This window comes from Salinibacterium sp. PAMC 21357 (assembly GCF_000247645.1).
In the GTDB taxonomy this organism is placed as follows: domain Bacteria; phylum Actinomycetota; class Actinomycetes; order Actinomycetales; family Microbacteriaceae; genus Rhodoglobus.
In genome coordinates, this window is the sequence record NZ_AHWA01000005.1 from 72256 (window position 1) to 93441 (window position 21186).

23 protein-coding genes are annotated in these 21186 nt (G+C 57.9%); 18 read left to right on the forward strand and 5 right to left on the reverse strand.

The annotated features are described in order from the left end of the window. The first annotated feature begins 30 nt into the window (after positions 1-30). The 13 genes from ON14_RS10630 to ON14_RS10690 all read left to right on the forward strand — a co-directional run bounded on the left by ON14_RS10630 (position 31) and on the right by ON14_RS10690 (position 10742). Entirely contained in the window at positions 31-687 is a 657-nt protein-coding gene (locus ON14_RS10630) for an L-threonylcarbamoyladenylate synthase (RefSeq protein ID WP_010205078.1), read from the forward strand. Continuing rightward, complete coding sequence (locus tag ON14_RS10635) at positions 684-1913, forward strand: MraY family glycosyltransferase (RefSeq protein ID WP_026037673.1); 1230 nt, start codon at positions 684-686, stop codon at positions 1911-1913. Before ON14_RS10630 ends, ON14_RS10635 begins: the two co-directional genes overlap by 4 nt. Beyond that, positions 1910-2359: a membrane protein gene (locus ON14_RS10640; RefSeq protein ID WP_010205080.1), complete on the forward strand. Its 450-nt coding sequence runs from the start codon at positions 1910-1912 to the stop codon at positions 2357-2359. The genes ON14_RS10635 and ON14_RS10640 overlap by 4 nt, the downstream gene beginning before the upstream one ends. Positions 2360-2556: 197 nt before the next feature. Continuing rightward, on the forward strand, positions 2557-3300 hold the full coding sequence (gene atpB, locus ON14_RS10645) for a F0F1 ATP synthase subunit A (RefSeq protein WP_010205081.1): 744 nt from the start codon (positions 2557-2559) through the stop codon (positions 3298-3300). A 49-nt stretch (positions 3301-3349) separates the two neighbouring features. After that, positions 3350-3574: an ATP synthase F0 subunit C gene (gene atpE, locus ON14_RS10650; RefSeq protein WP_010205082.1), complete on the forward strand. Its 225-nt coding sequence runs from the start codon at positions 3350-3352 to the stop codon at positions 3572-3574. Between the two features lie 26 nt (positions 3575-3600). Then, the gene (locus tag ON14_RS10655) at positions 3601-4158 is read left to right on the forward strand and encodes a F0F1 ATP synthase subunit B (protein ID WP_010205083.1); all 558 of its coding nucleotides are present in this window, start codon (positions 3601-3603) and stop codon (positions 4156-4158) included. Continuing rightward, entirely contained in the window at positions 4158-4952 is a 795-nt protein-coding gene (locus ON14_RS10660) for a F0F1 ATP synthase subunit delta (RefSeq protein ID WP_010205084.1), read from the forward strand. Before ON14_RS10655 ends, ON14_RS10660 begins: the two co-directional genes overlap by 1 nt. A 37-nt stretch (positions 4953-4989) precedes the next feature. Then, positions 4990-6627, forward strand: a complete 1638-nt coding sequence (gene atpA, locus ON14_RS10665; RefSeq protein WP_010205085.1) for a F0F1 ATP synthase subunit alpha — start codon at positions 4990-4992, stop codon at positions 6625-6627. A 65-nt stretch (positions 6628-6692) separates the two neighbouring features. Further along, positions 6693-7592: a F0F1 ATP synthase subunit gamma gene (locus tag ON14_RS10670; protein ID WP_010205086.1), complete on the forward strand. Its 900-nt coding sequence runs from the start codon at positions 6693-6695 to the stop codon at positions 7590-7592. A 20-nt stretch (positions 7593-7612) separates the two neighbouring features. Then, positions 7613-9199 (forward strand): F0F1 ATP synthase subunit beta, encoded by a 1587-nt coding sequence (gene atpD / locus ON14_RS10675; protein ID WP_010205087.1) that lies wholly within the window; start codon positions 7613-7615, stop codon positions 9197-9199. Next, positions 9199-9459 carry a F0F1 ATP synthase subunit epsilon gene (locus ON14_RS10680; RefSeq protein WP_010205088.1) on the forward strand — a complete coding sequence of 87 codons (261 nt, stop codon included), beginning with the start codon at positions 9199-9201 and terminating at the stop codon, positions 9457-9459. Before atpD ends, ON14_RS10680 begins: the two co-directional genes overlap by 1 nt. Positions 9460-9468: 9 nt before the next feature. Continuing rightward, a complete protein-coding gene (locus ON14_RS10685; RefSeq protein WP_010205089.1) occupies positions 9469-9990 on the forward strand; it encodes an AAA family ATPase in 522 nt (173 codons plus the stop codon). Continuing rightward, a complete protein-coding gene (locus ON14_RS10690) occupies positions 9987-10742 on the forward strand; it encodes a YaaA family protein (RefSeq protein WP_010205090.1) in 756 nt (251 codons plus the stop codon). Before ON14_RS10685 ends, ON14_RS10690 begins: the two co-directional genes overlap by 4 nt. Here ON14_RS10690 and ON14_RS10695 read toward each other — a convergent pair. The 5 genes from ON14_RS10695 to ON14_RS10715 form a co-directional block, all read right to left on the reverse strand. Beyond that, positions 10739-11329, reverse strand: coding sequence for a DNA-3-methyladenine glycosylase I (locus tag ON14_RS10695; protein WP_010205091.1), 591 nt, complete (start codon positions 11327-11329; stop codon positions 10739-10741). The genes ON14_RS10690 and ON14_RS10695 overlap by 4 nt on opposite strands. Next, entirely contained in the window at positions 11326-11742 is a 417-nt protein-coding gene (locus tag ON14_RS10700) for a methylated-DNA--[protein]-cysteine S-methyltransferase (RefSeq protein ID WP_443208539.1), read from the reverse strand. The genes ON14_RS10695 and ON14_RS10700 overlap by 4 nt, the downstream gene beginning before the upstream one ends. 205 nt (positions 11743-11947) lie before the next feature. Further along, the gene (locus tag ON14_RS10705) at positions 11948-13000 is read right to left on the reverse strand and encodes a hypothetical protein (RefSeq protein WP_202800946.1); all 1053 of its coding nucleotides are present in this window, start codon (positions 12998-13000) and stop codon (positions 11948-11950) included. A 50-nt stretch (positions 13001-13050) separates the two neighbouring features. After that, positions 13051-14433: an aspartate aminotransferase family protein gene (locus ON14_RS10710; protein WP_010205094.1), complete on the reverse strand. Its 1383-nt coding sequence runs from the start codon at positions 14431-14433 to the stop codon at positions 13051-13053. A gap of 35 nt (positions 14434-14468) precedes the next feature. Beyond that, positions 14469-14951, reverse strand: a complete 483-nt coding sequence (locus ON14_RS10715; RefSeq protein ID WP_010205095.1) for an Lrp/AsnC family transcriptional regulator — start codon at positions 14949-14951, stop codon at positions 14469-14471. 122 nt (positions 14952-15073) lie between these two features. Here ON14_RS10715 and ON14_RS10720 point away from each other — a divergent pair, with 122 nt between their 5' ends. The 5 genes from ON14_RS10720 to ON14_RS15715 all read left to right on the forward strand — a co-directional run bounded on the left by ON14_RS10720 (position 15074) and on the right by ON14_RS15715 (position 21176). Next, positions 15074-16510: a gamma-aminobutyraldehyde dehydrogenase gene (locus tag ON14_RS10720; protein WP_010205096.1), complete on the forward strand. Its 1437-nt coding sequence runs from the start codon at positions 15074-15076 to the stop codon at positions 16508-16510. A gap of 43 nt (positions 16511-16553) precedes the next feature. Next, positions 16554-17213 (forward strand): FHA domain-containing protein, encoded by a 660-nt coding sequence (locus tag ON14_RS10725; RefSeq protein ID WP_010205097.1) that lies wholly within the window; start codon positions 16554-16556, stop codon positions 17211-17213. A gap of 19 nt (positions 17214-17232) precedes the next feature. Next, on the forward strand, positions 17233-18027 hold the full coding sequence (locus ON14_RS10730) for a PP2C family protein-serine/threonine phosphatase (protein ID WP_010205098.1): 795 nt from the start codon (positions 17233-17235) through the stop codon (positions 18025-18027). Positions 18028-18146: 119 nt separating this feature from the next. Then, positions 18147-19574: a serine/threonine-protein kinase gene (locus ON14_RS10735; RefSeq protein ID WP_010205099.1), complete on the forward strand. Its 1428-nt coding sequence runs from the start codon at positions 18147-18149 to the stop codon at positions 19572-19574. An 18-nt stretch (positions 19575-19592) separates the two neighbouring features. After that, positions 19593-21176, forward strand: a complete 1584-nt coding sequence (locus ON14_RS15715; protein ID WP_050993050.1) for an Ig-like domain-containing protein — start codon at positions 19593-19595, stop codon at positions 21174-21176. Positions 21177-21186: the final 10 nt, after the last annotated feature.

Consider the following 21186-nt stretch of genomic DNA (forward strand, 5'->3'; position numbering starts at 1 on the left):
CACTGTTTCGACAGGTACCATGTTGGGGACATGGATGACCTTTACGATTGCGCTGACGAAGCCCAACTTCTCACCGGCATGCGACTCGCGCGCGTTGCTATTGGCCGCGGTGACCTCGTCGTTATCCCGACTGACACGGTCTATGGTGTCGCGGCAGATGCGTTTCAGCCTGAGGCTGTGCAAAAACTAATCGACGCGAAGCGCCGTACACGTCAGTCGCCGCCGCCGGTGCTCATTCCGGGTATTCCTACGCTTGACGCTCTTGCTGCTGAGGTGCCGGATGAAGTTCGCGCTTTGGTGGCCGAGTTTTGGCCAGGTGGACTCACCGTTATTCTTCCGGCTCAGCCTTCGCTGAGTTGGGATCTGGGGGAGACCCACGGCACTGTTGCTTTGCGGATGCCGTCGAGTCGAATTGCCTTAGAACTTCTGTCTGAAACGGGCCCGCTTGCGGTCTCGAGTGCGAACACCACCGGGCTGCCGGCAGCACGAACTGCCGCGGATGCTCAGGAGATGCTTGGCGATTCGGTGTCGGTGTACCTCGATGATGGTGAGGGCGGAGAACTTGCTTCGACCATCGTTGATGCCACTGGTTTGCTTACTGAGGACGGCAAGCTGCGCATTGTGCGTGAGGGCGTAATACCCGCCTCCGCTATCCGCGAGCTCATCGGGGTTGACCGATGCGAATAATCTTTTACCTGTTCATCGCGGGTGTCGCAGCGATCGTTACTTATGCTCTTGCCCTCATTGTTCTGAAGCTCAGCCTCAAATATCGGCTTTACCCTCAGGTTCGCCAACGTGACGTGCATACGAGACCTACTCCTCGCCTCGGTGGGGTCGCGATGTTCTTCGGTGTTGTGGTGGCGTTCGCGGTCGCATCGAGTTTCAGCAATTTCTCGCTCATCTTCGACGATCCGGGCAAAGTCCTTGGGCTTCTTGGTGCCGCGCTTATTATCGTCGTTATCGGTGTCGCTGACGATATTTGGGATCTCGACTGGCTCACCAAACTTGCCGGCCAGATTATTGCGGCCAGCGTGCTTGCTTGGCAGGGCGTTCAACTCACCACGCTGCCTGTTGGTGGCCAGGCCATCCTCTCGCCGTATGTCTCACTGATCATCACGGTATTCGCCGTTGTGTTGGTGATGAATGCGGTCAACTTCATCGATGGGCTCGACGGGCTGGTGGCGGGTGTCGCCGTTATCGCCAGTAGCGTCTTCTTCGTTTATGCCTACCTCTTGCAGTTGCAGGCGCAAACGGAATACTTCAACTTGGCGTCGCTGACGACTGCGATTCTTATTGGTGCGTGCGTGGGATTCCTGCCCATCAACTTTCACCCGGCCAAGATGTTTATGGGCGACGCGGGGGCGCTTCTCGTTGGTCTTCTCATGGCAGCATCGGCCATCTCTGTGACGGGCCAGGTGCCAGCGGGCTATCTCGACCAGCCTGACAAGTTCACGCTAGATTTTCTGCCCGCCTTTATCCCGATCTTGCTCCCGGTCGCGGTTCTCGTGATCCCGCTGCTCGATTTTGGACTCGCGATGATTCGTCGCATTCGTGCTGGCAAGTCTCCGTTTAGCGCCGACCGCAAACACTTGCACCACCGCCTGCTCGACATGGGGCACTCCCATCTCCATGCGGTGCTCATTCTCTACAGCTGGACTTTCGTGGCGTCAGTGGGCGTCTTGGGGTTCACCTTCGTGCCATGGCGCTGGGCCGCTCTCATGTTCATCGGCGGCCTCGCCGTGTGTGCGGGGATCACTTTGGCGCCCCTGAGTCGACGCAAGGCTCGCGAAGCGGCAGCACAGCGCAACGCTGCAGCCCTCGAATCACCAGCAGACGAAGCCCAATACGACGGTTTGGATGCTGCATCCACTGATACCTCGCCAACGCCACACCTGAAGGAACCAACCGCATGAAGTCTTCCGCCATCCTCGGCCGCGCTCTCGCCTACGGCGCACTACTGACGGTCGCTATCGCTGTGATCGGATCGATTATCGGTTTCCTCGTTGCTGGCAGCTCTGGGCTGGTTAGCGCCCTTATCGGCGCCGGGCTCACGGCACTGTTTATGGGGTTTACGGCGGGCAGCATTGTGCTTGCATCGCGGGCCTCAAACGGCGACTCGTCGAGCACGCTGTTCTTCGGAATAGTGCTTGGCGTCTGGTTGCTCAAGTTCATTGTCTTCATTGCGATCTTGGTTCTCCTGCGCGGGCAGCCATTCATCGAGCCACTGGTCTTTTTCTTCGCGATCCTTACCGCGGTCATCGGAAGTCTGGTTGTTGATGTGCTCGCCTTCGTTCGTGCCCGGGAAAGCTACGTGCCTGGAGTGCAACTTCCCGGTGAAGATATCTCGACGTCAAACTAATTCAGCGGATTCGTCTCTGGATTCGTCGTGAGACTAAATCTCTTGATAGAGTTTGATCTGTTCAAACCCCCACTTCCATCGCCGCGTGTTGACACGCCCCGATTCTGGAGACAGCGCTGTTATATAACGCTCTCGCGCTTCTAGCGCCCTTTGCCACCGATGACGGATCCGGCGATGGGGGCTTTCATGGCCCCACGTTGTTCGATTTTTATCCTCCTGCGATTTTCTTTGACGGCACGCCGTTTGAGATCAACCGCCTCATGGTCATCCGCTTCATTGCAGTAGCCCTCATTGTGGTGCTGTTCTGGATCGGTACTCGCCGCATGCGAATGATTCCTGGTCGCGGTCAGAGCCTTCTCGAGATGGCGGTCGGGTTCGTCCAGTCCAACATCGCCGATGGCGCACTCGGCAAGGTTGATGGCAAGCGTTTCATGCCCATCCTCGCGAGCATGTTTTTCATGGTCTTGGCGATGAACCTCACCGGTATTGTTCCCGGGCTCAACCTTGCCGGCACATCAGTTATTGGTGTTCCTCTAGTTCTGGCTCTCGTCGCTTACGTAGCCTTTATCTACGCTGGCATCAAAAAGCAGGGTGGCAACTTCTTCAAGGCGTCGCTGTTCCCGGCTGGCGTTCCGTGGTACCTCTACATCGTCGTTACGCCGATCGAGTTCCTCTCCACGTTTATCCTTCGCCCCGTAACGCTGGCGCTTCGACTTCTCATGAACATGGTCGCAGGCCACATGCTTCTCGTGCTCTGCTTCTCGGCAACACACTTCTTCTTGTTCACGGCCGGTGGGTTCTTCGGACTTTTCGGTATCGGAACCCTTGCTTTTGGCTTCATCTTCACAATCTTCGAGATCCTTGTTGCGGTACTTCAGGCTTATGTCTTCACATTCCTGACTGCCGTATACATCCAGCTCGCGCTGGTCGAAGAGCACTAGACCGATCCCGGCATTCGCCTGGATTAGAAAACCACGGAAGGAAACACAAATGAACGTCGCAGAGTTGACTGGAAGCATTGCACCCCTCGCATTCGGTGTTGCAACCATCGGACCCGCTATCGGTGTAGGCATCGTTGTTGGCAAGACCGTTGAGTCGGTTGCTCGCCAGCCAGAACTTCAGGGTCGCCTCACGGGCCTTATGTTCCTCGGTATTGCATTCACCGAGGCGCTCGCATTCGTTGCGATCGCAGTTGCATTCATCCCCTTCCCGTAATCACTGACTGACTAGAGGAGGCTGGGATGCTAACCGCAATACTGGCTGCTGCAACGGAGGGCGAATCGCCTAATCCGCTGATCCCGGAAATTTACGACATCGTTTGGTCGTTGGTTTGCTTTGCTGTCATCTTGTTCTTCTTCTGGAAGAAGTTCCTTCCGGCACTGACGAAGACGCTTGACGCTCGGTCGGAGGCCATCGAAGGTGGCATCAAGAAGGCTGAGATCGCTCAGGCTGAAGCCGCAGAGGCACTTGAGCAGTACAAGACGCAGCTCGCTGAGGGCCGTGCTGAGGCCGCGAAGATTCGCGAACAGGCGCGACTCGAGGGCACTGCAATTGTCAACGAGCTCAAAGAGCAGGCAACAATCGAGGCCGCTCGCATCACTGTGAATGCACAAGCCACGATCGAAGCAGAACGCCAAGCGGCACTCGTTTCGCTCCGCACTGAAGTTGGCTCGATGGCTATCGATCTCGCTTCCGGTGTTATCGGGCAGAGCTTGAGCGACGACAAGAAGTCATCGGCTCTCGTCGACCAGTTCTTGGCTGACCTCGAAGCATCAGAGAAGGCAAAGGCGAAGAAGTAATGGGATCAGCTACGAGAGAAGCGCTTGTTGCAGCGAAGGACGCATTGACGTCCCTTACTGCCAAGAACTCTCTGGCCACTGGCGCAGAGCTGTTCGAAGCCGGACGTGTTGTGGGCGGTTCCGCCCAGTTGCGTTCCGCTTTGGCTGATCCTGCCGCCGCTGCGAAAGACAAAACCGCAGTAGTCGGTTCGGTTTTCTCGTCGCTGAGCGCCACAACGCGCACCGTGCTTTCCGCCATTGTGAGCGCTCGCTGGTCCGATGCCGACGATCTGCTTGCCGGGATCGAAGAAATTGGCGTCCGTGCGATCGCGAAGTCAGCGCCGGCAAAGCTCGCCATCGAAGACGAACTCTTCGCGTTTGGCAGCACGGTTTCCTCAGACGCCGAGCTTGAGCTTGCTGTTGGCAGCAAGCTCGGCTCCGCTGAGTCGAAGTCTGCGCTGGTCCGGGATCTGCTCAAGGGCAAGGCTTCGGAGCAGGCAGTGGTCATCATCGACCAGCTCGTGCAGCAGCCTCGCGGCCGCCGAATCGGAGAGCTAATCTCGACAGCCGCAGACATTGTCGCTGACCAAGCCGGTCAGTCAGTCGCGACAATCACGACGGCTGCGCCGCTGAAGGCAGCGCAGCTCGAACGGCTGCGTACAGGCCTCACGAAGAACTACGGACGCGAGCTCAAGCTCAACGTTCGCATCGACCCCTCGATCATCGGTGGGGTACGCGTTCAAATTGGTGACGAAGTCATCGACGGCAGCGTTTCCACCAAGCTCAACGACCTCAGGATCCAACTCGCGGGCTAGCGAGTTAGCAGACCTTTCCACGGAATAGGAAAACACAATGGCAGAACTCAGCATTAGTCCGGACGAGATCCGTGACGCGCTCAAGGACTTCGTCAAGGCTTACGAGCCTGGCAAGGCAGCGACTACCGAGACAGGCACCGTCGTAGACGCTGCAGACGGTATCGCTCACGTCGACGGGCTTCCCGGCGTCATGGCCAACGAACTCATCCGTTTCGCCGATGGCACTCTGGGCCTCGCCCAGAACCTCGATGAAGACGAGATCGGTGTTGTCATCCTCGGTGAGTTCACCGGAATCGTTGAAGGCATGGAAGTTACTCGCACCGGTGAGGTTCTTTCCGCACCTGTGGGAGACGCCTTCCTCGGTCGTGTGGTCGACCCCCTCGGCGCCCCCATCGACGGCCTCGGCGAGATCAAGGCTGAAGGCCGTCGCGCGTTGGAGCTTCAGGCTCCTGGCGTAATGGACCGCAAGAGCGTTCACGAGCCTATGCAGACCGGAATCAAGGCAATTGACGCCATGATCCCGATCGGCCGTGGCCAGCGCCAGCTCATCATTGGTGACCGCCAGACCGGTAAGACGGCCATTGCGATCGACACCATCATCAACCAGAAAGACAACTGGGATTCCGGCGACGAGAAGAAGCAAGTTCGCTGCATCTACGTTGCTATCGGTCAAAAGGGCTCCACGATCGCTGCTGTCAAGGGCGCGCTCGAGGAAGCCGGCGCTATGGAGTACACCACGATCGTGGCTGCTCCTGCATCTGACCCCGCAGGATTCAAGTACCTCGCTCCCTACACCGGTTCGGCCATCGGCCAGCACTGGATGTACGGCGGCAAGCACGTACTGATCATCTTCGATGACCTCTCCAAGCAAGCCGAGGCCTACCGTGCAGTATCGCTGCTCCTGCGCCGTCCGCCAGGGCGTGAGGCATACCCCGGTGACGTGTTCTACCTGCACTCTCGTCTGCTTGAGCGTTGTGCCAAGCTCTCCGACGAACTCGGTGCCGGGTCGATGACGGGTCTTCCCATCATTGAGACCAAGGCAAACGACGTTGCTGCGTACATCCCGACCAACGTGATCTCGATCACTGACGGCCAGATCTTCCTGCAGTCCGACCTCTTCAACGCCAACCAGCGCCCCGCTGTAGACGTGGGAATCTCGGTTTCGCGTGTTGGTGGAGACGCTCAGGTCAAGTCGATCAAGAAGGTGTCCGGAACGCTGAAGCTTGAGCTTGCTCAGTACCGGTCGCTCGAAGCCTTCGCGATGTTCGCATCCGACCTTGACCCGACTAGCCGTCGCCAGCTTGCTCGCGGTGCGCGCCTCACCGAGCTTCTTCGCCAGCCGCAGTACTCGCCGTTCCCCGTCGAGAACCAGGTCGTTTCGATCTGGGCCGGCACCAACGGCAAGCTCGACGAGGTTCCTGTTGAAGACATCCTTCGTTTCGAGAGCGAGTTGCACGACTACCTCGCCCGCAACACCAAGGTGCTCGACACTCTCCGCGAGAAGAACGCACTCGATGACCAGCTCATTGCTGACATGGATGCCGGCGTCGAAGCGTTCAAGCTCGGTTTCCAGACGGGGGAGGGCAAGTCGCTCAACTCCGTAGGTTCCGAGCAGTTCGAAGAGATCGCTGAAGAAGACATCGCTCAAGAGCAGATCGTCAAGCAGAAGCGCTGAGCTCTGCGCCAGTAATCAGCGAACCAGTGATCATCGACCAACACGACAGAGAAAGTTAGAAAGCTATGGGAGCGCAACTTCGGGTCTACCGGCAGAAGATTAGTTCTGCCAAGACGACCAAGAAGATCACACGCGCGATGGAGCTGATCTCCGCGTCGCGCATTCAAAAGGCGAAACAGCGGGTTGCTGCATCGGGACCGTACTCACGTGCGGTCACGCGTGCTGTTTCGGCGGTGGCGACTTTCTCGAACGTCGATCACGTGCTGACGACCGAGCCTGAGACAGTCGACCGCGCTGCGGTCGTCATCTTCTCGAGCGACCGAGGCCTTGCCGGAGCGTTCAACACGAACGTTCTGCGCGAAGCTGGTGAACTTGGGGCTCGTCTTGAAGGCGAAGGCAAAGAGGTCGTTTACTACCTCGTCGGTCGCAAGGCGGCAGCGTATTTCGCATTCCGCAAGCGTGATGCTGAGCAGATTTGGACAGGTGGAACAGATTCGCCTGCGTTCGAAATTGCGAAGGAGATCGGTGACGCTGTAGTCAACAAGTTCTTGCAGCCGGCGAGCGAAGGCGGAGTGGACGAAATTCACATCGTGTACAACCGCCTAGTGAGCATGCTTCTGCAGGTTCCTGAGGTTGTTCGTCTTCTCCCACTGGAGATCGTTGAAGGTGTCGAGGCACCCGAAGAGTCGGAGATTCTTCCGCTCTACGAGTTCGAACCAGAGGTAGACAAGGTGCTCGACGCTTTGCTTCCTGTGTACATCGAGAGCCGTATCTTCAACGCCATGCTCCAGTCTGCCGCTGCAAAGCACGCAGCAACGCAGAAGGCAATGAAGTCTGCAAGCGACAACGCAGACAAGCTCATCAACGACTACACGCGCTTGGCTAACAACGCGCGTCAGTCGGAGATCACCCAGCAGATTTCCGAGATCGTGGGCGGCGCGGACGCCCTCAGCTCGGCTAAGTAAGAACCATAGATAGGGAAGCCATGACTGAAAAAGCCCCGGCCAAGAAGGCCCCCGCTGCAAAGGCAGCAACCACAAAAGCAGCAGCGACGAAAGCGGCAGCCGTAAAGGCCCCAGCCAAGAAGACGCCTGCAAAGAAGGCAGCGGCCAAGACGGTTCCTGCTGCGACTGTTGCCGGCATCGGTCGCATCTCGCGCGTAATCGGCCCAGTTGTCGACGTCGAGTTCCCGCATGATTCGATCCCCGGAATCTACAACGCACTCAAGACCAACGTCACCATCGGCGGCGAGACAACCGAGATCACTCTCGAGGTTGCTCAGCACCTCGGTGACGACGTAGTTCGCGCCATCGCGCTCAAGCCGACTGACGGGCTTGTCCGTGGTCAAGAAGTTCGCGACTCCGGCGAGCAGATAACCGTTCCCGTTGGTGACGTCACCAAGGGCAAGGTTTTCAACGTTACGGGTGACATCCTCAATGCGGATGAAGACGGCAAGGTCAACGGCGAGACCGTTGAGATCACCGAGCGCTGGCCCATCCACCGCAAGCCCCCGGCTTTCGACCAGCTTGAGTCGAAGACGGAACTCTTCGAGACCGGTATCAAGGTCATCGACCTCCTGACGCCCTACGTACTGGGTGGAAAGATCGGTCTCTTCGGTGGTGCCGGTGTTGGTAAGACCGTTCTGATTCAGGAAATGATTCAGCGCGTCGCCTCCGATCACGGCGGTGTTTCGGTATTCGCCGGTGTTGGTGAGCGTACCCGTGAAGGTAACGACCTCATTGTTGAGATGGAAGAGGCTGGAGTCTTCGACAAGACCGCTCTAGTCTTCGGCCAGATGGATGAGCCGCCAGGAACGCGTCTTCGCGTTGCCCTCTCGGCTCTCACAATGGCCGAGTACTTCCGTGACGTTCAGAAGCAAGACGTGTTGCTCTTCATCGACAACATCTTCCGCTTCACGCAGGCCGGTGGTGAGGTTTCGACCCTCCTCGGTCGCATGCCTTCCGCCGTTGGTTACCAGCCGAACCTCGCCGACGAGATGGGTATCCTTCAGGAGCGCATCACCTCGACGCGTGGTCACTCGATTACGTCGCTTCAGGCCATTTACGTGCCTGCCGATGACTACACCGACCCGGCTCCCGCAACAACCTTCGCCCACCTTGACGCTACGACTGAGCTCAGCCGTGAAATTGCGTCGAAGGGTCTCTACCCCGCAGTTGACCCCCTCACCTCAACGAGTCGTATTCTCGACCCCCGTTACCTAGGTGCTGACCACTACCGTGTCGCTACCAACGTGAAGCAGATTCTGCAGAAGAACAAGGAACTCCAGGAGATCATCGCGATCCTCGGTGTTGACGAGCTCTCTGAAGAAGACAAGATCACCGTTTCGCGCGCACGTCGCATCCAGCAGTTCCTCTCGCAGAACACCTACATGGCGAAGAAGTTCACCGGTGTTGAGGGATCGACTGTTCCGCTCAAGGAGACCATCGAGTCGTTCGATGCGATCGTCAAGGGCGAGTTCGACCACGTTGCTGAGCAGGCGTTCTTCAACGTCGGTGGCATCAACGATGTCGAAGAGCAGTGGGCCAGAATTCAGAAGGAGAACGCTCAGTAATGGCCGTTCTCAAGGTGAGCGTCGTCTCTGCCGATCAGGAACTCTGGTCGGGAGAGGCGAGCCAGCTCATTGCGCGCACCACCGAAGGTGAGATCGGTATTTTGCCTGGCCACGAACCGCTCCTTGCGATTCTGGCTAAAGGACAAGTACGCGTTACCGCTACCGATGGAGCCGAAATCACTGCGAACGCAGATAACGGATTCCTGTCAGTGGAGAACAACACGGTAACTGTCGTGGCGAGCTCCGCAGAACTGGTCTAGTTTCGTCTCATGCTAATTGCAATGGCCGGGCTGCCGGGCGCAGGAAAGACAACTCTCGCAGAGGTCGTCGGCGCCCGGCGCAAGATCACCGTTATGTCGGTCGACCAGATCGAAACCGCTATTTTGAAGGCCGGGATTAGCGCCGGGCAACCGACAGGGCTCGCTGCCTATTTGGTAGCGGCGGCGCTTGCCGAGTCCGTCCTTATGCACGATCGCGACATCATCATCGACGCGGTAAACGCCGTCGATCCGGCGCGTGAGCAATGGGTCGAACTTGCCGAACGCACCGGCTCTGGTATCCGATTCATCGAGGTAGTGTGCTCCGATCGAGACGAGCATAAAGCCCGTCTTGTTGAGCGCGCCGCTAAACGGGAGCAGTCCGCTGCCGTGGTCCGCAACGCTGTCGAGCACAATCTCGACGAGTACTCTCCGTGGACGGGTGCAAGCGGCGCTGTAGCGCGCATCACCCTCGATTCTGCGGGCCCGATTGGCGTCAACGTCGAACGTGCGGTTGCTTTCCTCGACGCGTGATTATTCTCCTTCCACCTTCAGAAACAAAACGTGATGGTGGGGCCACTGGCTCGGCGCTCGACTGGTCTCAGCTCTCGTTCCCCGCGCTCACCGCGCAGCGCCAAGCTGTAGCATCGCGACTAACAGCGCTTGCCGCAGATTCTGAAGCGTCTCGACAGGTGTTGGGGCTCAGCGTTAAGCAGCAGTTTGAGGTTCAGCGCAACCGCACTCTTCATTCTGCGCCCGTAATGCCGGCGCTCGATCGCTACACCGGAGTTCTCTTCGATGGGCTAGACGCGGCCAGCATGACGCCAGTAGAGCGCTCATTTGCCGACAAGACTGTTGTTGTGCACTCGGCGCTCTTTGGCCCGGTGGGGGCGGGAGATCCCATTCCGGCCTACCGACTCTCGCACAATTCGCGCCTTCCGGGGCTCGCACTGAAAGCGCACTGGCGACAGCCGATTAGTGAAGCTTTGAACGGTGTCGAAGGGTTGCAGCTAGATCTTCGTTCTGAGGCCTACGCCCAGCTTGGCGCCGTGTCACCAAACAGCGTTTATCTCCGAGTCGTTAATGAGGGTCCCGACGGTAAGCGCGTTGCGCTGAGCCACTTCAATAAGAAAGCAAAGGGCGTCTTCTCTCGTGCGCTCGTCAGTGCCGGGATCGCCCACCTGACCGTTGAAACTCTGATGGCATGGTCCCGCGGTGCGGGATTTCAGCTAGAGCCTGGTGCGCCAGGCGAACTCGACCTCGTTGTGCCCCACAGCGGCGTCTAGCTCGCGCGCCAGCATCCCTCAACATGATCGTCAACCATGCCAGCCGACTGCATGAGCGCATACATTGTTGTCGGGCCGACGAAGCGAAAGCCGTGAGCTTTTAGTGCTGTACTCATCGCTGTAGATTCCGGCGTCACGGCGGGAACATCTGCCAGCGAAGCCAAGCGGCGACTACGGGGTGGGGGAGCGAACTGCCAGAGTAGGGCGTCAAGGGCCCCGGGTGTCTCGCGCGTCAGTTCTAGCGTTGCTTTAGCATTGGTGATCGCTGCGGCGACTTTAAGACGATTGCGAATGATTCGGGGATCGGCAAGGAGACGAGCAACGTCTGCATCGGTATACGCTGCTATCACCGCCGGATCGAAGTGGTCGAAGGCGTCGCGCAGACCCTCACGTCGACGCAGGATAGTGATCCATGAGAGCCCGGCCTGAAAGGCCTCGAGCATGATCTTCTCGAACAGCTTGTGGTCGCCACGCATCGGTTCGCCCCACTCTGTGTCGTGGTAGTTGCGATAAAGCTCATCGTCACCAACCCAACCGCAGCGGCCCTGACCGTCTGGCCCGACGATAATCGACGAACGTTCGCTCATCGGTGAACGATTCCTTCATGGTCGAGTAGCCAGACTTTGGTGGGGATACCCTCACCGCCGCTGTAGCCGGTGATGCGCTGATTGGATGCGAGAACGCGGTGGCAGGGCACGATGATGGGGATCGGGTTTGCTCCTACCGCGCCGCCGACTGCACGGCCAGCCGTGGGGCGGCCTGTCGCGCGACCGATATCGGCGTACGACACCGCAGACCCAAACGGCAGTCGATTGAGCTCGTGCCAGACAGAACGCTGAAAGGCTGTACCGGCCGCGGAGAGCGGTAGGTCGAATGACCGACGATTGCCCGAAAAGTACTCCGCGAGCTGCGCTGCAGCGGCGTCGAGCACGACACACGAGTTCTCGACATCAGCTCCATGGGGCAGAAAGCCGTCATTTTCGATGGAAAGCCCGGTGATGCTCTCCCCATCGCTAGTCAGCTCGATTCGGCCGATGGTGAGGGAACCCGACGCAAGTAGCGAGTTTCATTCTGGACTGTGTTGCCTGTTTGCATATCTCGAGAGTAATCCTGACCGTTGACCTGCCGCTGGCTATTTTCGGACATCGCGGCGTTCCGGCTTCATCCTCTGGCTGTTGAGGATGAGTACTGCAGCCTGACCTGCGCTACAGCGTCTCGTCGTTGCGCGGCTCGATATTGATGCTCCGGTTGAGATCACTGATCGTGGCGTTGAGTGCCTCTAGTTGCTTCACCATATCTTCGTACGTCGCGGCGTTGGTTTCGATCGTGCTGTACAGCGCATTGAGCGATGTTTGACGGTCGAGCAGCTCGGCGCGCTCGTTGTTGAACTGGGCGACCGATCTAAAATCGCCGTTGTCGGCGCGCGCGTTAAAGCTATCGATGTCGCTATTGAGGGCGTCATACCCGGAGTTATAGGAGGCGTAATCGGTATCGATGTTGGCGCGCAGCGCGTCGAGCTCAGCAACCAGCTTCTTGCTAGCGTCTTGCTGAGCGGTGAACACTGCATTGGATTTTTCGTGCAGCGCAACGGTGGCAGCGCGATCAGTGAAGTACTGCGCATAGTGTTCTTCGAGTTCTGGGCTGAGCGTTGTGAACTCTGTGCCGATGATCGAATGCAGCTCGTTGGATCGCTCTCCTGGTTCTGTTTTTGCATAGAACTCTAGAGTGGTCGCAAATTCAGGATCGTCTTTCATTCTCTCGGCCTCCGCTTCGAGCAGGGGAGCAAGTCGAGCTTGTTCGGATGCCGAAGTACGGTCCCAGGCGGCGTGCAACATTTCGTGCGCCGCGACCACCTCTTCGATGCCGGCGAGACGCTCATCCGTCACATCGAAGAGGTAAATCGATTTCTGGCTCGGAAAGTAGCAGCCGAGAACGCCAAAGTTCTCTTCAACGTTGGAGCATGTGGTGTTGAATATCGGGTTCTCTTGGATCGTCGGCTGACTTGCATAGAACAAGAACTTGCCCTCGTCGGACATCCCCGCAGCTGCGACGTATTGTTCTACCGTCGCTGAAGGCTCGAATTGCCACACGACAAATTGATCAGAAATGCGCTGTTGATTAGTAACAATCCACACCCCGGAGGCGATTATGGCCACGTTGAGGGTGAGCGCAAGAACAATCGCGATTGCCCGCCACACAGTCATTGGGGATCGCTGATCACTATCGCTCAGTATCGGCGAATTATCCTCAGTACTCACGAAAACAACTCTATCTGAGCCGCGGGTAAGAGGGCGAACGTTCTGACGTTCTAAAGGCGGCTCCATGCTTCGGTTAGTACCGAACGCAGGATCGATTCTATCTCGTCAAATTCAGCAGGACCGATCGTCAGCGGCGGTGCCAGTTGAATCACAGGATCGCCCCGATCATCCGCTCGGCAGTACAGTCCTGCATCGTAAAGCGCCTTAGAAAGAAACCCGCGCAACAGTCGTTCGGATTCGTCATCGTTGAAGGTCTCTTTCGTCGCTTTGTTCTTGACCAACTCGATGCCGAAGAAATAACCGTCGCCACGGACATCGCCCACGATCGGCAAGTCAAGCAATCGCTCAAGCGCCGCCCGGAATTTGGGGGAGTTCTCACGAACGTGCTCGTTGATCTTCTCTTCTTCGAAGATATCGAGGTTCTCAAGGGCAACAGCGGCAGACACTGGATGTCCACCAAACGTGTACCCGTGATAGAACGTCGTCGCGCCATGCTTGAAAGGCTCATAGACGCGGTCGGAGACGATCGTCGCGCCAATGGGGGAGTACCCGCTGGTCATGCCCTTGGCGCACGTAATCATGTCGGGAATGTAGTCATAAGCGTCGCACGCGAACATGTGGCCAAGACGACCGAACGCGCAGATCACTTCATCGCTCACGAGCAAGACGTCGTACTCGTCGCAAATCTCTCGTACGCGCTGAAAATAGCCGGGGGGAGGCGGGAAACATCCACCCGAATTCTGAACTGGTTCCAAGAACACGGCAGCGACCGTCTCGGGACCTTCAAAGAGAATCATCTCTTCAATGCGGTTCGCTGCCCAGAGGCCAAACTCTTCTTCTGTGCCGTGGAAGCCCATTTCTTCAGCGCGGTAATAGTTGGTATTCGGCACGCGGAAGCCACCGGGCACGAGAGGCTCAAACATCTCTTTCATGCCGGGGATGCCGGTGATCGCGAGGGCACCCTGCGGTGTGCCGTGGTAGGCAACGGCGCGCGAAATTACTTTGTGCTTAGTGTGACGCCCCTGCAGCTTCCAGTACTGCTTCGCCAATTTGAAGGCGGTCTCGACCGCTTCGCCGCCGCCGGTCGAAAAGAACACGCGGTTGAGGTCGCCCGGCGCATAGCCAGCAAGGCGGTCAGCGAGCTCGATGGCTTTCGGATGCGCGTAAGACCACAGCGGGAAGAAAGCGAGCTCTTCAGCCTGCTTCGCGGCAACCTCGGCGAGACGCTTGCGGCCGTGACCTGCGTTCACGACGAACAACCCGCTCAGGCCGTCAAAGTACTTCTTACCTTTGCTGTCATAAATGTGGTGGCCCTCGCCGCGCACAATGATGGGGACACCGTGACCGTCTTCCATCACCGATTGGCGAGAGAAGTGCATCCACAGGTGATCTTTGGCTTTTTGCTGCAGATCGGCTTCATCGAACTCTGGCATGACAGTCACTTTCTTGAGGGGAGAGGGGGCGCCGGTTAGCGCGTGCCCCAGTTGTAGAACTGCTTGTGGAGGCGCAAGTAGACGAACGTCTCGGTGGAGCGCACGCCTTCTATACCCCGGATGTCGCGATTGAGGAGATCGATCAGGTCATCGTCGTTTTCGCAGACGACTTCAACGAGAAGATCAAAGCTGCCGGCAGTAAGCACGAGGTAATCAACTGCGGCGAGCTTGCCGATCTGTTCCGCGACCGCGGTGGTGTCTCCCGACACTTGGATGCCGATCATCGCTTGCCGAAAGAAACCCAACTGCATGGGGTCAGTGACGGCCACAATCTGCATTACGCCAGAGTCGGTGAGCCTCTGCACGCGTTGGCGAACCGCTGCTTCGCTGAGCCCGACGGCCTTACCGATTTCGGCGTAGGAACGTCGACCGTCATTTTGCAGTTGTTCGATAATCGCCTTAGAAACGTCGTCAATGTTCGCTGACTTGATTGCTGAACTGCGTGACGGGGTGCTCATGGCTCGATTTTGTCAGTTGAAACCGTCTTCTGCAAGCGATTCCGCATCAAATTACTCATTTCACAGTGGAAATCGTCAGTCCAGCGGTGGATTCCTGAAGGCAGGATCGGTATCTTGGTGGAATGAGTACTTCTGAGATCCGAAATTTCATCAACGGCGAATACGTTTCTGCGCGAACCGAGAACAGCTTTGATGTCGTTGATCCGGCAACCGAGCAGAGCTACGCAACCTCACCAGTGTCGACCGCTGCGGATGTCGATGATGCGTATGGCGCTGCAGCAAAGGCGTTCGAAACCTGGGGTGAGACCACCCCGGCCGAGCGGCAACTCGCGTTGTTCCGCATCGCCGACGCGATGGAAGCCCGAGCAGACGAATTCGCTGATCTGGAATCGAAGGACACTGGCAAGCCGCGCGCCAGCCTCGTGGCTGATGAAATTCTCTTGTCCGTCGACCAAATTCGATTCTTTGCCGGTGAAGCCCGCCACCTGTCAGGGATGGCATCCGGCGAGTACATGAAGGACCACACTTCGTCGATAAGACGTGAGCCGATCGGAGTAATCGGTCAGGTTGCACCCTGGAACTACCCGCTTAATATGGCGGTCTGGAAAGTAGCGCCGGCAATCGCCGCTGGCAACACAACGGTTCTCAAGCCGAGCGACACGACGCCATCATCGACGCTTCTTTTCGCAGAAGTTGCCGCCGAGTTCCTTCCTGCCGGCGTTTTCAACGTGCTTACCGGGGACCGCACTACGGGCGGACTCATGATCGACCACAAGACCCCACAGATGGTTTCCATCACAGGATCGGTGCGAGCAGGAATGGAAGTTGCGAAAGCAGCATCCGTCGATCTCAAACGGGTTCACTTGGAACTCGGGGGCAAAGCGCCCGTGGTGGTATTCAACGATGCCGACATCAGCGCTGCCGTCGCTGGAATCGGCGCAGCCGGCTACTTCAACGCTGGTCAAGATTGCACTGCAGCAACGCGAGTGATTGTTCAGGCCGAAGTGCACGACGAATTCGTTGCAGCACTCGTGGCGTGGACTCGCGAAAATGCTAAGACAGGTGCGCCAGACCAAGACGTGTACTTCGGCGCCGTCAACAACGCAAACCAACTAGCTCAGGTTTCGCGAGTGGTCGAAGAACTGCCGTCGCACGCCCACGTTGAACTAGGGGGTCAACGTCAGGGAGACCGCGGCTACTTCTATGAAGCGACCATCCTCTCTGGACTCAACCAAGACGACTCTGCGGTGCAGAATGAAATCTTCGGGCCCGTCATTACGGTGCAGAAGTTCAGCGATGAAAAACAAGCCCTTCAGTGGGCGAATGACGTGAATTACGGTCTGGCCTCCAGCGTCTGGACTTCGGACCACGGTCGGGCCATGCGATTTGCCAAGCACCTGGACTTCGGCTGCGTATGGATTAATACGCACATCCCGATCGTTGCTGAAATGCCGCATGGCGGTTTCAAGCACTCCGGCTACGGAAAAGACCTGTCGAGCTACGGCTTCGAGGACTACACCCGGATCAAGCACGTCATGAGTTTTATCGGACAAGCGTGATGCGCTCCCACGCGAAACGATGAAGCGGGCCTAAACTTGCGGCGTGAAGCTAGACCTCGACGACACGATAACTGCGGGCCAACGCCCCAGCGTGCAGCCGACTGAGCCCGACCTCGATGACACGATCATTATTCGGCTACGCAAGCAGCCCGATGTTGTGCAGCCATATTCGGGGCCGGCTCCGACGTTGGGCTTGACGTCAGGGGCCTCGGAGGCCTCGCCGGCGTCAGCGGCGGCCTCAACACCGGCGACCGCCGTGCAGCAGCCTCCTCGGGTTCTTCCGCGTGCCAACGTCAAGCAAGCCACGTCGGCACGTACCCCCGCGCCGCAATCCGCTGAAGCGCTAGCGCTCTATTACCGCGTGCAATTAGACGGCGCGTCTGGCGCACACAACCTTGAGCACCCGTGTGTCTTTGGGCGCGATCCCCGACCGCCCCGAATTGTTCGCGGAGTCGGGCCCCGACTCGTCGCGGTTCAATCGCCGACCCGGGAAGTCTCTGAGACTCACGTCGAAGTGCGCCAACTCGGTTCTTCAGTTATCGTGACAGATCTTCGTTCAACAAACGGTTCGATTGTTCAAGTTCCGGGCAATGCTGCGCAAAAACTTCGACAAGGTGAGTCAGTGGTCGTCTCCGCTGGCACGCTAGTAGATATTGGAGACGGAAACATCATTCGGATTCTGCCACGGCGGCGTCTGGAGTAACACGCGCAGGAAGGTAGCCGTGACCGAAATCGGCGGCAACAACTCTGGCCACACCATCGCCTTACCGGGGCGAGCAGATCAAAAATTTGGTTTCGCTTGGGCTGCAGGCACGCACACTGGCCATCGGCGCGCCGCAAACGAAGACAGCTATGTCGCTCGTTTACCGATGTTTGCCGTCGCTGACGGAATGGGTGGGCACTCCGCCGGTGATCTGGCCAGTGCTGCTGTTGTTGAGCGACTCGATGACGCCATCACGGGAGATTTCATGCCCGCTCGAGCGGTTGAGCGTGCGCTTGAGCGTGCGACGGACTACATCGGACTCATTGCCCAAGACAGCGAACTGGGCGTCGGCACGACAGTCACCGGTGCCGTCATTACCGAACAACACGATTCGGCATGCTTCGCGGTGTTCAACGTGGGGGACAGTCGGGTCTATTCCTTCGAAAATGACACCCTCACTCAGATCACTCGCGATCACTCAGTAGTGCAAGATCTTGTGGATGCCGGGCTCATCTCTCGCGATGAAGCAGACGATCATCCCGATGCAAATATCATCACGCGAGCGATCGGGTTTAACGCCGCTCCTTCTCCAGATTTTTGGATGGTGCCGATACACGTCGGACAACGACTGCTGATTTGCTCGGATGGTCTCACCCGCGAAGTGTCAGAATCGGAGCTATCGCGGCAGTTAGCTGAACGCCAGGAGCCTTCGGTCGCGGTTCAGGCGCTGATAGATTCAGCGCTTGACAGCGGTGGCCGAGACAACATCACCGCGATCATCGTCGACGTGCTAGAAGTACCTACAGTGGACTAAGCCGTAGGTCCTCCATACTGGGGACATACGTTCTGACCCCAAACAAGGGGCAGAATCCGGATATTGAGCTAATCGCTCACTTAGAATGGTCGAACTCGTCGACATGTTAGGGGTGTGCTGTGGCTCGAAGACTGCCTTCAGATCCCCCCGCCCTCCCGGGGTTCTCGCATGTTCACGTTTTGGGCTCCGGTGGCTTCGCCGACGTTTTCCTTTATGAGCAGAACATGCCCCGACGCCAAGTTGCCGTCAAGGTCATGCTGAGTGAGATCGTCAACGACCAAGTACGTCAGATGTTTCAAGCCGAAGCAAACCTCATGGCCCAGCTCAGCTCGCATCCGTCGATTCTTACGGTCTATCAGGCTAGCGTGTCGTCAGACGGTCGCCCCTACCTGGTGATGGAGTTGTGTTCTTCGACACTCAGCCAGCGATATCGCGCCGAGCGCCTGCCCGTTCCCGAGGTGCTGCGCATTGCGATCAAGATTGGAAGTGCGATTGAAACTGCGCACCGATCGGGCGTATTGCATCGCGATATTAAGCCGTCGAATATTCTGACCACTGCCTATGGCCACCCAGTACTCTCTGACTTTGGAATTGCGGCAACACTCAGCGAGTCCGAAAATCTTGAAGCTGTCGGTATGTCCATCCCATGGTCAGCTCCCGAAGTGCTGATGGACGAAACTGCCGGCACAATCGAATCAGAACTCTGGTCATATGCCGCGACCGTGTATTCGCTCCTGGCCGGACGATCGCCATTCGAGGTGCCCGGGGAGTCGAACAAATCTACCGACTTAATTTCGCGCATCAATCGAGCCAAGCCGCGACCCACCGGGCGCAGCGACGTGCCTGAGAGCCTTGAACGAGCCCTAAACCGGGCAATGTCTCGCAAACCGGAATCCCGTCAGGGCAGTGTCTTAGAGCTGATTCATGAGCTTCAGGCAGTGGAGTCCGAACTTGGGTTGTCGCAGACTCCCATTGAAGTCGCGATGGATGATTGGGCGCTCGCGACCGTCGCAGAGCTCGAGGACCGCACTCGTGTTCGACCTGGCCAAACGGCGACAATCTCATCATCACAGCGTCGTAAACGTCGTCGCCCGGCAGCTATCGATGAAAGTTTCGGGTCGTTTGACAGCGAAGCCGCTGGTGACAAGATGTCGCGTCGAAAGACCGGCACGAGCCCGATACCGCGCGGCGGGGGAAAGCAAGCCCTTGCGTGGGTTGGCGTGATCGTGGCAGCACTTGTCGTTGTTCTAGGAGCGGCGGTGACGTTCACGCAATTGCAGGCGGGCGCGAGCGGTATCCCGACCGTCAGCGATATTAGCGCGAAGGTCTCGAGCGACGTCGTGGAGTTTTCGTGGCTCGATCCGGGGCTTGAAGCCGGCGACTCCTACCAGATCACGACCACCGATGGTCAGCCACCCTTGCAGCAACGTGAACCCAACTTCGTCGTCGACGCGGAATCAGGGGAGAACGTTTGCGTCGCGGTAACGGTGACCCGAGACGGCAAGTCAGGGCCGTCGAGCGCCCAGAAATGCGCAGTGCTGCCATGACACTAGGGACATCTGGTCGTGGCTGTGGTTAGGGGCTTTCGCAAGGCGCGTCGATCAACGGTTGTCGGCGCGGTGAGTATCTCGGCGATCGTCGCTCTAGTAGCGACGGTCGCAGTTGTATCGACGGGCTACACCGCCCAACATGTCGATCTTGCCGATGGCGCCGTGTGGGTCGCCAATAATCAACAGCAGGCCATCGGTCGCGCGAGCACTGAAGTGTACGAGATCAACTCGGTTGTCGACGCTCAAAGCGCCGACCTTGAAGTCGTGCAACATGGCGAGAATGTTTTGCTCTTCGATCGGGCCGAGAGTGCGATCGACGTCGTCGACCCAGCGCTGTCTGAAGTTTCGGAGAGCGTTGCGCTTCCGCCGAACCAGCCCGAAGTCTACTTTGCGGCCGATAACGTTGTCGTCCTGGAGCACGGTACAGGCGAAGTGTGGATTCGCTCGTACGACGATTTTCTCAATTTCGATGCGGAGTCTCCCGCATCATTGAGCCTCGGTGCTGATGCGATTGTGAGCGTCGATGAAAATGGCGTGATGTTCGCCTTTTCCCCCTCAACTAGTCAACTGTTTCGGGTAAACGCCTCGATTTCTGACACCGCCGAATCAAGCGTCACTCTCGATCTCGATACCACGGCAGAGCTCAGCATTTCGTCCGTTGCCGGTGAGTGGGCCATTCTCGATTCGGACGCTCAACTGCTGTATCTGGATGGCAGAACTGTGGACCTGACCGGCCTTATCGATGGCGGAACTGGCCCGGTGCTGCAAGTGCCGTCGATTGACGGCGAACGATTTCTGGTCGGCTACAGCGAGGGTGTGCTGAGCGTTCCTCTCAGTGGTGCAGCTGCCGTTGGCCTCGCCACCGGCCAGTCCGGTATAGCGGCGCCGCCGTTGAGAATTGGCGACTGCGAATTCGCGGCCTGGACCAGTGGAGAAAACTGGCGACGATGCCCCACTGACGCCGGTAATGGTGTGATGTTGCAATTGGCTGAGATGGAAGCCAATGCGCAACTCTCTTACTCCGTTAACGGCTCACGCGCGGTGCTGAACGACCGGCTCAGTGGTCGAACGTGGGCTGTGCAGGATGATGGCGAACTCATCAACAACTGGAGCCAACTCATCACGACAGATGAAGAAGAACCAGAAGTTGAACAGAACCTTCTCAATCTGGAACCAGAAGTCGACAAAGTTCAGCAAGCTCCCGTCGCCGTCGATGACGTTTTTGGAGCACGACCCGGGCGAGCAACCGTGCTTCCCGTGCTATTAAACGACTACGACCCCAACGGCGATGTGCTCGTCGTTGAGACGCTGCTGACGATCGATCCCGCTCTCGGTCGAATTGACCGCATCAACGAGCGTCAACAGATTCAGATCACTCTTGAACCGGGTGTCAGCGGCCAAGTGAGTTTCAGTTACACGGTAAGTGACGGCCGTGGAGGGACTGCTTCGGCCAATGTTGTCGTCGAGATTCGTGCGGACTCTGAGAATTCGCCTCCCCAACAAATGCGCGCCACTAAATTCACGGTGCAAACCAGCGGTCGGATCTCCGACCAAGTTCTTGGCGACTGGGTCGACCCGACGGCGACCCTTTCTACCTGACAAACGCATC

Coding starts and splice junctions, on each gene's coding strand:
- ON14_RS10630 (WP_010205078.1), top strand. CDS start 31: ATGGATGACCTTTACGATTGCGCTGACGAAGCCCAACTTCTCACCGGC.
- ON14_RS10640 (WP_010205080.1), top strand. CDS start 1,910: ATGAAGTCTTCCGCCATCCTCGGCCGCGCTCTCGCCTACGGCGCACTA.
- atpE (WP_010205082.1), top strand. CDS start 3,350: ATGAACGTCGCAGAGTTGACTGGAAGCATTGCACCCCTCGCATTCGGT.
- ON14_RS10655 (WP_010205083.1), top strand. CDS start 3,601: ATGCTAACCGCAATACTGGCTGCTGCAACGGAGGGCGAATCGCCTAAT.
- ON14_RS10660 (WP_010205084.1), top strand. CDS start 4,158: ATGGGATCAGCTACGAGAGAAGCGCTTGTTGCAGCGAAGGACGCATTG.
- atpA (WP_010205085.1), top strand. CDS start 4,990: ATGGCAGAACTCAGCATTAGTCCGGACGAGATCCGTGACGCGCTCAAG.
- ON14_RS10670 (WP_010205086.1), top strand. CDS start 6,693: ATGGGAGCGCAACTTCGGGTCTACCGGCAGAAGATTAGTTCTGCCAAG.
- atpD (WP_010205087.1), top strand. CDS start 7,613: ATGACTGAAAAAGCCCCGGCCAAGAAGGCCCCCGCTGCAAAGGCAGCA.
- ON14_RS10680 (WP_010205088.1), top strand. CDS start 9,199: ATGGCCGTTCTCAAGGTGAGCGTCGTCTCTGCCGATCAGGAACTCTGG.
- ON14_RS10685 (WP_010205089.1), top strand. CDS start 9,469: ATGCTAATTGCAATGGCCGGGCTGCCGGGCGCAGGAAAGACAACTCTC.
- ON14_RS10695 (WP_010205091.1), bottom strand. CDS start 11,329: ATGAGCGAACGTTCGTCGATTATCGTCGGGCCAGACGGTCAGGGCCGC.
- ON14_RS10710 (WP_010205094.1), bottom strand. CDS start 14,433: ATGCCAGAGTTCGATGAAGCCGATCTGCAGCAAAAAGCCAAAGATCAC.
- ON14_RS10715 (WP_010205095.1), bottom strand. CDS start 14,951: ATGAGCACCCCGTCACGCAGTTCAGCAATCAAGTCAGCGAACATTGAC.
- ON14_RS10720 (WP_010205096.1), top strand. CDS start 15,074: ATGAGTACTTCTGAGATCCGAAATTTCATCAACGGCGAATACGTTTCT.